The organism is Streptomyces sp. NBC_01431 (assembly GCF_036231355.1).
Classification (GTDB): Bacteria; Actinomycetota; Actinomycetes; order Streptomycetales; family Streptomycetaceae; genus Streptomyces.
Genome location: NZ_CP109496.1, coordinates 7,870,508 through 7,884,463, shown reverse-complemented (window position 1 = coordinate 7,884,463; position 13,956 = coordinate 7,870,508). Strand labels below are relative to the sequence as shown.

Below are 13,956 nucleotides of genomic sequence, written 5' to 3'. Positions count from 1 at the left end.
GGGCAGTCAGATGGGGCGGTGACGAGACAAGGCCCCTCGTCGCTGGCGTGGTGATCTCACTCATCACGCCAGCGACGAGGGGCCCTGTTTGTTGCGTATCGTGCCATGGTCGATGTCCCGCATGAGCTGGTGGAGCACGTCTTGAGGCTCATCCACACGCGAAGGCGTGAACTTCGCCCGCGGTGGCGGAAGTTGGGCTGCTTCCAGCAAGCCCTGCTGGCACTGGTGCACCTGCGCAAGAACGAGACGCTGCCCGCGCTTGCAGCTGGCACCCCCACAGAGCAGGAGCGCCGGTGAAGCACCGCCTGAACAAGATCGAAGCCCGGCAGCAGCTGATGATTGGTCTCCTCACAACGCATTCGGGTACCGCGGCGGCTGCTGCCCGTGCACGCTACCGCCCACGTCCAGGCAGTTCGCGATCACGCAGCACTCCTGCGCCAGTTCAGGCTCGCACCGGATCGGTCCGGTGTGTGCCGCGGTCTCGGCGATGAGCTGGTCGCGCACCGCGAGTGCGACGGTCAACCTGTCAGCGAAAGCAAGTCCGTTGCGTCCGTGACTGGCGGAACCGCCACGGTTCCACCTATGGCATGGTCACCAGCAGAGACGGCCTGTGCGAGTAGCGCACAACCGGAGGCCCGAACCCCTGCCGCCCCCGGTTCCATGGGTCGGCTCGCCTCGTCGGGTCAGAGCCCTGGCCGTTCGGTTCCGGCCAAGTGAGGTGTGGGTGCTGGGCAGTTCTACGCCTCCGCTTAGAGGTACCCGGGGGGCATGATATTGGTCATGTCCCTGACAGATGGACATGGCGGTGCTGGCCGGCCCTTGGGGCGGGTGTTCCATAAAAGCCCGGCGGTTCAGTGATTCCAGCCAAGGTGTACCGAATCTGTTCCCCTCGGCCCGCCGGACCCGCAAGATCTCAGTCGTTGCCGCGGTCAATTGGCCGGGAACGGAACTGGCGGCACCGTGACCTGCCAGGCCGCGGTCCCGGCGGGCGTCGACAACGCGGGAGGACCCTTGTCCGGGGGTGGCGGCAGAGCGCGGTTATTCGCGCGGTCCTGGTTGCGGATGATCGTATCCGCGCTGGCAATGGTGTTGATGGTGTCACTGGCGCAGGCGGCGGCCCTGCCGTCGACGACGGCGTCGGCGAAGTCGAGGGAGGTGCCGCGGAACCTGCCGATCCTGTCGGTTCCGACAGCGGCCAAGCAGAAGCCGCGGGCCGAACCGAAGCAGCCGAAGGCTGACTTCGCGCCCTTGGCTGTTGGCGAGCACACTCGGTTCGACGCGCGCAGATCCGTGCGCGCCGCGGATCCTGCAGCGCCGCAGACCAGCCTGGTCGGCCCGGTCGACGGTGCGGTGGTGGGCACGGAGACACCGGCGTTGCAGGTGGCCGCAGTGGGTGACGGTGTCCTGTACTGCTTCAAGATTTCCACCGGGTTCGATGGCCGATCGGGCAGCGTGGTGGACTCAGGGTGCCTGGACCAGCCGCAGTGGACGGTGCCCAAGCATGTGCTGCACGACGGGGGCCGTTATACCTGGACCGCGGCCACCGCGATGTCGGGCGCGACGACGGCGACGCCGCCGCAGTGGGTCGGGCACTTCACGGTCAACCAGCGGGTGGGCGATCCGGGACCGGCACCCACCGACCACCTGGGGCCGGTGACGGTGAACCTGTTCAACGGCAACGCGCACGTCGAGGCCGCCGGGCCGGCGTTCCAGACGGTGGGCGGGTCGGCCGGGGTGAGCCTGGCCTACAACTCCCGCGAGGGCGCGCCGCACGGCGTGCGCGCCTCGTACTTCAACGACTCGCGGCACGCCGGTAGCCCGGATGCGCTCCCGGTGATGGTGCGCGGTGAGTCGCAGGTCAACCTGGACTGGGGCATCCCGTGGACCGGCAACCCGGACAACCAGCCGTGGCGGGACAACCCGATGCCGCCGGCGCTGGACAAGAACTGGTTCGTGGTGCGCTGGGAGGGCCAGTTCAAGGCCCCGGTCACCGGGGACTTCCGGTTCGCCGGCGGCCACACCGACGGCGCGCGGGTGTGGGTGGGCGACAAGCTGGTCTACGACAACCCCAACCCCGCTGATCCCGGGGACGACTTCCTGCTGCCCGGCCCTCACCAGAGCAGTGAAGTGGCTTTGAAAGCGGGTCAGTTAGTGCCGCTGCGTGTCGAGCTGTATCACCACTCCGACCAGCGCCCCCGCATGGTGCTGTGGGCCAAGAGCAGCACCGGTAGCGATGACCAGCGCAGCCACAACCTCGATCCCCGGATCGTGCCGACGGAATGGCTGATGGCCGGAGACACCCAGTCGCTGCCCGGCGGGTGGACGCTGTCGGCGCAGTCCAGCGGCTACAGCCACGCTGAGATGCTGGACGGCTCGGTGGTGCTCACCGATTCCGCCGGTGGCAAGCACACCTGGGCCAAGGCGTCCGCGGGGGGCTACACGCCGCCGGTGGGTGAGGACGGGGTGCTCGCCTTCGACAACAAGGGCCGGATCACGCTCACCGAGGGCGAGACAGTGTCGGTGTTCAACCCGGACGGCACGCTGGCCGCGGTGGAATCGGTCCTGGACGGCAAGAAGCCCGCCGCTCTGCAATATCTCTACAGCGGGACGCCGCCGCGGCTGACCCAGATCAAGGACCCGGTATCCGGCCGCTCGCACCAACTGTTCTACAACACCGATGGCAGCGACAGCTGCTACGGCGGAGTCTCGCGCCCGCCGGGCGCAGATGCGGCCCCGGCGCAGATGCTGTGCCGGATCCGCTACTGGGACGGCACCGAGACCCGGCTGTGGTACCAGATGGGCACCCTGGCCCGGATCGAGAACCCCGGCGCGGCCATGCAGGACTTCGACTACGTCGGCCGGGCCTCGGCCAAGGATCGCTACGACCAGGCGGGCGACAACGAGGAGGAGAAGCAGAAGGCCCTGGACAGCATCGGGCCGCTGGCCACCCTGCGCGGCAGCCTGGCCTACGACTGGGTGGCCCGGCAGGCCCCGTCCGCGGAGAACGGCTGCACCAACACCGGTGATACCGCTGCCGCCTGTACGGTGATCGGCTACGACTCCGTGACGGAACAGCCCCAGGAGCCGCCGGCCCTGCGCACGGTCCAGGTACTGGCCCCGGCCCCGGACGGCCGCTCCAGCGACAAACGCGCCGAGCACTTCTACCAGTACTACCTGGAGCGCAAGCAGGCCACCGTGGCCCTGGCCGGGGTGTACGACGCCACCCGCTCGCGCACCGTCACCTACGACGACGCCGGCCGCACCCTGGTCACCACCGACTTCACCGGGGCGAGCATCTCCGCGGAGTGGAACGCGAAGGATCAGGCCACCGCGGCGGTCGACAGCGCCGGCCGGCGTTCCACCACTGTCTACGACCACGCCGACCGCCCCATCGACAAGTACGGGCCGGCACCTGCGGCCTGCTTCACCGGACAGACTCCGACGCCGGCGTGCGCAGCGAAGATGCCGCACACCCACACCAGCTACGACGAGGGTCTGGTGGGGCTGTCGGCCGCCTTCTACGACAACCCGGAACTGGCAGGAGTGCCACAGACGTTCGCCACCGGGGTCGGTGCCACGGACGGGGCGCTGTCACGGTCGTGGGGTGCGAGCCCGCCGGTGGCGAACACTGGTGGCTGGTCGGGCCGGTTCACCGGCGAGATCGAGTTCCCCGCCACCGGGGACTACGGCCTCGCCTTCACCGCGGTCGACGGCGCGCGTCTGTGGGTTGACGACGTGCTGACCGTCGACAGCTGGAGCGACAAACCCTCCACCACGGTAACCGGCAAGTACACCAACACCACGGCCGGCAGCTGGCACCGCGTCCGCGTCGACTACTACAACCACTCCGGCACGACCGGCGCCCTCGCCTTCGCCTGGACCCCGCCCGGCACCGGTGTGCCGGTGCCGGTGCCCGGGAAGAACCTCGCGCCCCGGTACGGGGCGGCGACCAGCTCCACCACCGAGGACACCTCCGGCGGCACCCAGGAACGGGCCCCGTCCAAGCACACCACCACCAGCTACTCCGACCCGGCGGCGGGCATCGACCCGGTGTACGGGCTCGCCGTGGCCACGACGGCGGACCCGGGAGGACTGGGGCTGACTGCGCGTACCGCCTATGAGCGGCCGGGTGAAAAGTACCTGCGCAGGCTGGCCACCGCGAAGGCCGACGGTGACCTCGCCGACCCTGACAAGCACGCCACGACGGTCTACTACGGCGACACCGAGACCCGTACAAACCCTTGTGAGCCGAACGCTCCCGCCGCCAACCAGGGCGGCATGGCCAAGACCGCCACCGAAGCCAAACCAGCCAACGGCCCGGCTCTCACCGGCGAGACCGTGTACGACGAGACCGGTCGTGTCGTAGCCGAGCGCGGCAACGAGGAAGCCTGGACCTGCACCACATATGACACACGCGGACGAGTGGTCAAGAAGAGCTTCCCTGCCTACGGGGCCAAGCCAGCGCGCACCGTCGTCACCGACTACGCCGTCGGCGGTGATCCACTGACCTCCAAGGTGACCGACGAAAACGGGTCGATCACCACCGGGATTGATCTGCTGGGCCAGGAGGTCCGCTACACCGACGCCAACGGCGTTACCTCGACTGCCACGTACGACCAGGTCGGGCGGTTGATCCAGGACACGACGACGGTCAAGGGCGTGTCCAGCACGGTGGCCTACGCCTGGAACGACGCCAACCAGTTGACCAACGTCAAGGTGGACGGGACTACCGTCGCCACCCCTTCCTACGACGGGGCCACCGAGCTGGCCGGTGTCGCCTACGGCAACGGCTCCCGCCTGGACTCGCTGGCACGCAACAGCTCCGGTAAGCCAATGGCGTTGACATGGAAGACTGCCGCGTCCACGGTCGTCGACTCGGTCACCCGGTCCCGGGACAACCGTGTCACCGACGACGTGGTGACCGCGGACGGGAAACCCGTCGCGAACTACTCCTACACCTACGACACGGTGGGTCGGCTGGTCTCGGCGACTGTGCCGCACCACCAGCTCACCTATCGGTTTGACCAGACCGACGGCTGTGGGACGGCGAAGGCAGCCGGGTTGAACACCAACCGCACCGCATCCACCGACAGCCTCAACGGCGCCGCGGCGGTCATCACCAGCTACTGCTACGACGGCGCCGACCGGCTGACCTCGACCAGCGGCGGCCTGGCGCTGGCCGCCACCTACGACTCCCACGGCGACACGGTCGGTCTTGGGGGCGACACCTTGGGGTACGACGCCGCCCGGCGGCACATCGCCACCACCACCGCCGATGGGAAGACGATCTCCTACACGCGCGACCCGGCCGACAGGCTCGTCGCCCGCACGGTCACCGGTGCCGCCGAGGGGTCGAAGAACGGGACCACCCGCTACTCGTACAGTTCCAAGCACGACGACGCGGACCTCATCTTGGACAAGGACGGGAGCCTGCTGCAGCGGATCGTGGCGCTGCCCGGCGGCGTGCTGCTGACCAAGAACTACGACCAGGCCGCCACCACCAACTGGTCCTACCCCAATATCCACGGCGACGTGCTGTTCACCGCGGACGGGGCCGCCACCCGCACCGGCGCTCTCCACCTCTACGAACCCTTCGGGCAGAACATCGACCCGGCCACCGGCGCCTTCACCGACATCCCGATCCCCGCGACCGCCGCGGGCGGGATGGACTTCGGATGGCTGGGTCAGCACGAGCGACCGGTGGAACACCTGGCCGGGCAGCAGGCGATCGAGATGGGCGCACGCGTCTACCTGCCCGTACTCGGCCGCTTCCTTCAAATCGACCCGGTACCGGGAGGATCGGCCAACGACTACGACTACGTCGATGCGGACCCGGTCAACGGCCTGGACCTGGCCGGGACGTTCTCCTGGAAGTCCGTGGTCCGCGTCGGAACAACCGCGGCCGAAGTGGTGGCTTTCGTGCCGGGCCCAGTGGGAACGGTAGCCTCCGGAGTGGCCGTGGCCGGGCAGCTCGCACAGGGCAACAAGAAGGCCGCGGCGATGGACGCGCTGGGCATGATCCCCGGCGGCAAGCTCGCCAGTACCGTCGCAAAGTCCGCCGGCAAGGAAGCCTCGACGCTCGGGAAGGCCGCCGAGGCGGTCGAGAAGTCGTGCAACTCCTTCACTCCCGACACCCCGGTGGTGATGGCCGACGGCACCGTCAAGCCGATCCGTGGCGTGCACGAAGGCGACCAGGTCCAGGCCACCGATCCCGCCACCGGCAAGACCACGGCGGAACCCGTCACGTACGTCATCACCGGCCAGGGCACCAAGCATCTGATCGACATCGGTCTCGAGGGCCGGCGAGCAGCGACAATCACCGCCACCGCCGGACACCCCATCTGGATTGAGGGCCGTGGCTGGGTCGATGCCGGGGACGTCCGGGCCGGTGACGTCGTCCGGGGTGTGCCCGGCTCCGCGGCGCTGAAGGTCACTTCTGTCCACGATCGCGGCGACGTCGCCGACGCGACGGTCTACAACCTCAGTGTCAGCAGCATCCACACCTATTACGTCCAGGCCGGGCCGAACCGCCTCCTGGTACACAACGCGGCGTGCAGATCGGGGTTGGACTTCACCCGGGCCGGAAAGAGGGACGTCGTCGCGCTCAACGCGGACAAGTACAACGGATACAACCTCTGCGAATGGTGCGGCCGGGAAGTCGTCCAGCCGCAGAAGTCGCAACGCGGAGTGACGCCGTCCCAAGACGAGTGGAATGTCGACCACATGGAGCCCAAGGCCCACGGTGGTTCCGGAACCCCTGACAACGGCCAGTTGCTCTGTCGCTGGTGCAACCGCTGGAAGTCGGACAAGTGACAGGGCTGGCCTGCGTCAGGACCCGTGCAATCCGCGCGAGGCAGCGTGCAAAGGCGATCCCTGGGCGGACTTGAGTCGGGCGGCTCGCGCCCGACCTGCGCACTACGAAAGGACCATGCCGGTGACAACCGAACCATCGAGACACAGACGGATCTTCTGGAGGAGGGCAACCGTCATCGCTGCGGTGTTCTGCGCAGCCGCGGGGATCATGACGTCCCCCGCTGCCGCGCACGAGGAGGGCGGCACGTCGACGGCCACGGCGCTGATCCAGCTGACGTTCACCAACGTCAGCAACGGAAAGCTGTTGGACGTCCAAGGCGGCAGCTACGACGACAACGCGGCCATCTCCGTCAACCCGGCGCCGGGCTCCGCCACGGGGTGGCGCATCAACACGGGCACCAGCCTCGGCTCGGGGTTCGCCATCGTCAACACCACCACCGGCAAGTGCATGGACCTGACCACTGCCCACTACCAACTTCGGCAACAGCCCTGTGATGGGCGCGCGACCGAACAGTGGTACTTCCAGCCCATCTCCGGCTCGGCACAGAAGGCGTTCAGGATCCGCCAGGTCGGCGACAACTCCTGCCTGACCGTCCAGATACCTCCCGCCACCGACAACTTCGTGTACACCTACCGCTGCGACAACACGCCCTACCAGCAGTGGACGCTGCCCGCTGAGGTCTACCAGACGGCGTGGAACACCGCCGTGGACTACGCGGCCGCCCGGTGCGCCAAGGACACCTCGACCTGCTCGTGGTCCACGACCACCCAGACACCGCCGTTCACGCTGCCGGAGACGTGTGTCTCACCGATCTGGTTCAACGACACCTCGACCACGATCCCGTGGGAGTTCTCGCTGAACACCTCCACCGGGTGGACCAACACCATCGGCTTCAAACTGGGCGGAAGCCTGACCGTCGGCAGCGACCTCATCGGCCTCAAACTCGATGTCACCGCCGAGGTCAACGGGGCAACCACCGTGGACCTCAAGCAGGAAATGGGCAACAAGCTGACCGTGAGCGTGCCCCCACGCCAGTACGGGTGGGTCGCACTGTCCGAACTGGCCACCAAGGCCACCGGAACCTGGACCTTCGACACCCAGGGCTTCCCGTGGACCGCCGACGACACCGTCACCGTGCCCCTCAAGTACGACGCCAACGGCGGCGCGAGCATCTACAGCGCACGCACCCGGCCAACGTTCACCAACTGCGCCGGAACCTGACAACAACACCCAGCCGGGCAACAGCCGATGCCGCGTGTCCCCGCCCAGACAAGTCGAGGCACCTCGGGCCCCTGTCGCGCGGGCCTCGATGTGTCTGGGACGCCCGGAGGACCACGTTCCACTCAAGTCGAAGCAGAACCTTGCTGACCTGAACCGCGCGGCTCAGATCACCTGCCGAGGCCGCGACCACGCCCGGCCGCGAGCTCCCGGCGAACGTGCCTTCACGCAGCTGAGTGGACACTCGCCGGGCTCGTCCCGCAGAACTTCGCCCAATGGCCCCTGCGCGTGCGCGAGGACGTGACGCTCGGCCAGCCCCGCAGCACCGACAACGGCCTCGTCTGGGAGGCGGGTACTGGCCGATCCGAAGTGGGCCGACAAACTCACCGACGCGGACCGCCGGGCGCTGTCACCGCCGTTCTGGACCCATGTGAATCCGTACGGCCGGTTCGAGCTGGACATGAACAGTCGTCTGGATCTGGGCCTCTCCATCCGGGCGCCGGTGCCCGGCCCGCGTACCCCACAGGAGGAGGCAGCCGCAGCCCCGGCATGACACCTGGGCTCCGGGCTTGGCCGGAACCCAGGTAAAGCACACTGATCCATTTCGCCGCTGAGCGCGGCGGCCACCGTGGTGTCGGTGGTGCCGCAGGATGAGGACATGGCCGAGACCGCCATGCGCAACGCGCCGACCACCCGGTACAACACGGTCAGGCCGTCCAATCGAAGGCACTCTCCGCGGAAGGTGAGGGTCCAACACGCACACCACGTACTCGTCCCGGTCCACGCGGGCGGCGCTGGCACATTGTGCCAATGGTCCCGTCACGTCGGGACCTGGAGTGGGTGATTGTCAGTTTTCGGTGTCGAGTTGGATGTGCTCGATGTCGTTGTCCAGGAAGGTGGTGAGGTCCTGGGCTTCGGCGTAAACGGCTTCCTGTTCCAGGGCGGTGAGGGGGCGCAGGGAGCTGATGTGGAGTTGGTGGTTGCGCACGGCCCAGGTGGCGGTGACGCGTCCGTCAACAAGGACGGTGCGGTGGCCTGCGACGGACAGACCGAGGTGGAGGGCGTCGATGATGCGGCTGCGGTCGTGGAAGCCGAGGATGGCGTTGTCGAAGGCCGGGAGGAACCGGACAGGGGCGGGGGTGTCGGGGTGGGGGCGGGGTGCGTCGGGCAGGTCGAGCAGTTCGCGGCCGCGTTCGTCGCGGAAGACGACGAGTTCTTCTCGGGCGGCTTTGATGGCGGCAGGAAGGCCCGCGAGGCCGCACCAGGCGCGCAGGTCCGCGCTGGCGGCGGGCCCGTACGCGGCGAGGTAGCGACGTAACAGCTGCTGCCCGACGGGATCGCCGTCCCCGGCGGGCAGGGGGGCGATGTCCCGTTCCAGCCAGGTGGCCAACGGCAGGTTGCGTACGCCGGCGGTCTGGTGCCACAGGCCGCGGGGCGGGAGTTGGGCCATGGGGATGAGGGCTGCGACGAGCAGCTCGCCCAGGACACGGCGTGGTGGGCCGGGCCAGCGGTCTTCGAGAGCTTGTACGAGCTCGGTCATGGTGCGGGGCTGCCGGTCGGCCATGACCGCGCGGCCGGCGGCGGCGACCTCGTCCACGTCGATGCCGGCCAGTTCACACCGGTAGGTTCCCAGCACTCGCTGGCGCAGCATTGTGTCGTGGCGGGCTCGCCAGGTGAGCGCGTCGCCGGCGGTGACGAGGTGGACGGTGCGCCGCATCAGGTGAGTGCGCACCACCACGCGACCGGTCAGCGCATCGTCGAGTTGCTCGGGCTTGAAGCCGGACAGGCGGGACCACAGCCCGGTGAAGGGTTCCTGAGGATCCTGTGCCTGCAGGCCGCACAGATGGGCCACTGCCTCCGACACGGATGTGTCGCTGCGCTTGAGCAGGTGCTGGCGGGCGAGGGTGGCGCGATTGAGGGCACGGGCGTCAAGAACAGTCATGGCATTCTCACGCGGCGGCTCGCTCGTGGGACGGGCGTCGGCGCAGGTCCGTTTGGGTGAGGGAGGGAGGTATGTAGGAGACGTCCAGAGGGCTGATGTCGGTGCCGGGCGGGACGATTGTGTCGATCTTGTCGAGGATGTCGTCGCCGAGGGTGAGAGGGGCACCGACGAGCAGGTCGTCCAGCTGGTCCATGGTGCGCGGGCCGATGATGGCGGCAGTGACGTCGGGGTGGCTGGTGGCGAAGGCCATGGCCACGTGTGTGAGGGAGTGGCCGGTTTCTTCGGCGAGGGTGAGCAGCTGCTCCACCGCGTCAAGCTTGCGTTCGTCGGTGAGGTGCCGGGAGACCCACTGCATGCGGGCGTTGTCGGGCCGCGGGGTGTTCTTGCGGTAGCGGCCGGTGAGCAGTCCCATGGCCAACGGACTCCACACCAGAACGCCCAGGCCGTAGCGGCGGCAGGTGGGCAGAACCTCCCGCTCGATGCCGCGGTTGAGGATGGAGTAGGTGGGCTGCTCGGTTCGCAGGCAGTGCAAGCCGCGCTGCTGGGACACCCACTGGGCTTCGACGATTTCCGAGGCCGGCAGGTTGGAGGAGCCGATCGCGCGGACCTTCCCGGCACGCACGAGGTCGGTGAGCGCGGAGAGGGTCTCCTCGATGTCGGTGTGCGGGTCGGGGTGGTGGATCTGGTAGAGGTCGATGTAGTCGGTTTGCAGCCGCTTCAGTGAGCCCTCGACCGCCTGGATGATCCAGCGCCGGGAGCTGCCGCTGTGGTTGGGACCCCCGCCCATCGGTCCGTTGAACTTGGTCGCCAGCACGACCTCGTCGCGGCGTCCTGCGAGGGCTTTGCCGACGATCTCCTCGGTCTCGCTGTAGCCGTAGACGTCGGCGGTGTCGACGAAATTGATGCCCGCGTCGAGCGCCCGGTGGATCATGCGCGCGCAGTCGTCGTGATCCGGATTGCCCATCTTGCCGAACACCATGGTGCCCAGGCAGTAGGCACTGACTTCGATGCCGGTCCGTCCCAGCTTCCGTATCCTCACGGTGCCCCGTTTCCTTCCGCTGCTTGTTCGGGGCCCGCGCCGTCCGGGCCGCCCGTGGCTGTGGCGGCCCGGACGGCGCAGGCATGTCAGGTCGGTCGGTTGGGTTCAGCCGTTGTACGGGGCGGTGACGTCCAGGACCCAGGTGATGCCGAAGCGGTCGGTGAGCATGCCGTACAGCGGCGCCCACTGCGCGGGCTCCAGCGTTCGCACGATGGTCGAGCCCTCGGCGAGCTTGCCCCACAGGGCGCTGATCTCCTCGGCGTCGTCACCGCGTACGGAGACGAAGAACGGGTTCTCACCCTGGTTCCAGGGCAGTTGCGAGGGCACGTCGTAGGCCATGACGTGGAATCCGTTGTCGCCGGCCACCTCGCCCCACATCACCCAGTCCGCCTCGCTCTCGTTCTGCACGGCGCCCGCGTCCTTGTAGGTGACCGCGACAGTACGTCCGCCGAAGACGGACTGGTAGAAGCCCAGCGCCTCACGTGCGGTGCCCCGGAAGTTCAGGTGAGTGGTGGTCGTGACGGACATGACCTGCTCCTTGCCTCGGTGTGACAGATACGCCGCCGACTGTCCAAGTCCAAGTGGCGGCTGCCGACCAGGAGCGATGCCTCCCGAACGGCTCGTACGCCAGCATGGCGGAGGTAGAGGACAGGTTGTGTCCTGTACTGCGGGAAGAATGGATCTCATGCAGAAGACATCCTCCCGGCTGCTCGCGCTGCTCTCGCTCCTTCAAACGCCCCGTGACTGGTCCGGCGATGATCTCGCCGAGCGTCTCGGCATTACGTCGCGCACCGTGCGGCGTGACATCGACCGCCTGCGCGAACTCGACTACCCGATCAAGACCCTCAAAGGACCGGGCGGCGGCTACCGCCTGGAGGCAGGCACTCACCTGCCGCCCATGCTGTTCGACGACGACCAGGCCGTCGCCCTGACCGTCGCACTGCAGACCGCGGCCACCGGCACCACCGTCGCCGAAGACGCCACCCGCGCCCTGGCCACCCTCCGCCAGGTCATGCCACCCCGCCTACGCCACCGCATCGACCTGCTGCGCATCACCGCCGTCCCACCGCCCGCGGCCCGTGACACTCCTCGGGTCGACACTCAGGTCCTGGTGGACCTGAGCCACGCCATCCACGCCCGCGAGGAACTTCGCTTCGACTACGCCCCGCGGCCAAGCACCTCGGCCGATGACGTCCGCCGCGTACAACCCCACCATCTGGTCACCTGGCGTCATAGCTGGTATCTCGTGGCCTGGGACCTCCAGCGCGAGGACTGGCGTACCTTCCGCGTCGACCGCATCCGGCCCCGTACACCCACCGGCCCCCGCTTCACCCCTCGTGACCTCCCCGGCGGCACCGTCTCCGCCTTCATCACCAGCCGATTCCGCGGCAACGACGGCACCAACACCGACTGGCCCTGCCAAGGAGAAGTCATCCTCGGCCTCCCGGCCGCCGATGTCGCGCCCTTCGCCCAGGACGGAATCGTTGAGGAACTCGGCTCCCGTCACTGCCGGCTCATCCTCGGCTCCTGGTCATGGACCGGACTCGCCGCCGCCATCGGCCGCTTCGACACCGATATCGAAGTCATCGGCCCACCCCAACTGGCCACCGCATTCGGGGTCCTCGCCGCCCGCTACGCCCACGCCGCCCGCACCACAAGACCAGAGACCGGCCCGGCGTGGTGAGAACAGAACTCACCACGCCGCTCAAGCCCGCCGAACCTCCGGGGCCGACCCAACGCTCAGTTACACGCGATCCGAGAGCAGGGAAGGGGTTCGCATAAACGATCCTTTCCGGGAGCAAGACCGGAAACGGTCGCCGAGGGCGACCCGGATGCCCGATCAGTTCTCAGAAGTCGTTCTCACTCAAGTTGCGACGGACCCCTGTTCTGGGAATGGTTTGCGAGAGGATTTCGGGCGTGACGGGCCCTCAGGACACCATCGAGAGCGACGCCGACGACGTCGAGCGCCACGACCGCCCGCGCTGCGGCGTCCAACCCGGTCACCCTGCCGCTCGCGCTCGGGCGCGGTCGCCGGGATCTACCACACCGGCCACTTCAAGAAGGTCGCCCGGCTCGCCAAGCTGCTGCGGGTGCCGACCCCGGCCGATCGCGGCCCAGGCCAGCCGTGGCGGCCCGGCACCCCTCCCCCGGCCGCACCCGAGACCGGCGCCCCGGGCGCGGACATCCGCATCGGGTACGCCCGCTGCAGCCACCTCACCCAGGAGCTGCAGTCGCAGCTGGACGCGCTCAGCGCGCACGGCATCCCGCGCGACAAGATCTTCTCCGAGAAGATCAGCACCCGCATTCGGGTCCGCCCTCAGTTCGAGGCCGCACTCGCCCTCGCGCGCGAGATCAAGGCGCACGCCCCGCATGGCCGCGTGCTGTTCACCGTCTACGAGATGAAGCGGCTCGGCCGCGACGCCGCCGAGCTCACCGCGCTCGCCGACCACCTGACCGCCCACGGCCTGGTCCTGGAGATGCTGGCCGGCCCGCTGCCCGGCATCTACGACCCGTCCGGCCCCGGCCGGATGCTCTTCGGGTTCTTCGCCGCGATGGCCAAGACCGAGCGCGAGAGCATCCGCGAAGCCGCCCTCGAAGGACTCGACGCCGCCGCCCGCAAGGGCAAGCACGGCGGCCGGCCGCCTGTCATCACCGACGACATGCTGTACACGGTGCTGAGGCGCCGCGCGGCGGGCGAGTCCGTCGAGCAGATCCGCCCCCACCTGATCATCCCCACCGGCAAGCGCAAGGGCCACAACCCCGGCCTGGCCAGCATCTACCGGGCGCTCGCCGAGCACGAGAAGCGCCAGGCGTACCCGGAGGCCGTCGAGCACGCCCACGCCGACTTCGCAACCCCCCATGCCGACTGACAGCGAGTCATCCCGCCCGGGATCAGCTCTGCAAGCTCATCTCAATGTGGGTTTCGCAGGCATCTTGGCTCGA

9 protein-coding genes and 1 pseudogene are annotated in these 13,956 nt (G+C 68.5%); 5 read left to right on the top strand and 5 right to left on the bottom strand.

Annotated features, from left to right (window positions below):
* Window positions 1-47: 47 nt before the first annotated feature.
* Window positions 48-270 (top strand): annotated as a pseudogene (locus tag OG522_RS35935) (IS5/IS1182 family transposase); the annotation flags it as partial.
* Window positions 271-348: 78 nt separating this feature from the next.
* Here OG522_RS35935 and OG522_RS35930 read toward each other — a convergent pair.
* Together OG522_RS35930 and OG522_RS35925 are read right to left on the bottom strand one after the other, a co-directional pair.
* Window positions 349-522, bottom strand: coding sequence for a hypothetical protein (locus tag OG522_RS35930; protein WP_329467216.1), 174 nt, complete (start codon window positions 520-522; stop codon window positions 349-351).
* Between the two features lie 407 nt (window positions 523-929).
* Complete coding sequence (locus OG522_RS35925; protein WP_329467215.1) at window positions 930-1,361, bottom strand: hypothetical protein; 432 nt, start codon at window positions 1,359-1,361, stop codon at window positions 930-932.
* Here OG522_RS35925 and OG522_RS35920 point away from each other — a divergent pair.
* Together OG522_RS35920 and OG522_RS35915 are read left to right on the top strand one after the other, a co-directional pair.
* Complete coding sequence (locus OG522_RS35920; protein ID WP_329467214.1) at window positions 1,354-6,813, top strand: PA14 domain-containing protein; 5,460 nt, start codon at window positions 1,354-1,356, stop codon at window positions 6,811-6,813. The genes OG522_RS35925 and OG522_RS35920 overlap by 8 nt on opposite strands.
* A gap of 208 nt (window positions 6,814-7,021) precedes the next feature.
* Window positions 7,022-8,035, top strand: coding sequence for an RICIN domain-containing protein (locus OG522_RS35915; protein WP_329467213.1), 1,014 nt, complete (start codon window positions 7,022-7,024; stop codon window positions 8,033-8,035).
* Between the two features lie 844 nt (window positions 8,036-8,879).
* On the opposite strand, the gene OG522_RS35910 is transcribed toward OG522_RS35915, so the two are convergent.
* From OG522_RS35910 to OG522_RS35900, 3 genes are all read right to left on the bottom strand, one after another.
* Window positions 8,880-9,974, bottom strand: coding sequence for a winged helix DNA-binding domain-containing protein (locus OG522_RS35910; RefSeq protein WP_329467212.1), 1,095 nt, complete (start codon window positions 9,972-9,974; stop codon window positions 8,880-8,882).
* Between the two features lie 7 nt (window positions 9,975-9,981).
* Complete coding sequence (locus OG522_RS35905; protein WP_329467211.1) at window positions 9,982-11,013, bottom strand: aldo/keto reductase; 1,032 nt, start codon at window positions 11,011-11,013, stop codon at window positions 9,982-9,984.
* 105 nt (window positions 11,014-11,118) lie between these two features.
* Window positions 11,119-11,541, bottom strand: coding sequence for a VOC family protein (locus OG522_RS35900; RefSeq protein WP_329467210.1), 423 nt, complete (start codon window positions 11,539-11,541; stop codon window positions 11,119-11,121).
* 157 nt (window positions 11,542-11,698) lie between these two features.
* On the opposite strand from OG522_RS35900, the gene OG522_RS35895 reads away from it, so the two are divergent.
* Both OG522_RS35895 and OG522_RS35890 read left to right on the top strand, forming a co-directional pair.
* Window positions 11,699-12,697: a helix-turn-helix transcriptional regulator gene (locus OG522_RS35895; protein WP_329467209.1), complete on the top strand. Its 999-nt coding sequence runs from the start codon at window positions 11,699-11,701 to the stop codon at window positions 12,695-12,697.
* A 406-nt stretch (window positions 12,698-13,103) separates the two neighbouring features.
* Complete coding sequence (locus OG522_RS35890) at window positions 13,104-13,883, top strand: recombinase family protein (protein ID WP_329467208.1); 780 nt, start codon at window positions 13,104-13,106, stop codon at window positions 13,881-13,883.
* Window positions 13,884-13,956: the final 73 nt, after the last annotated feature.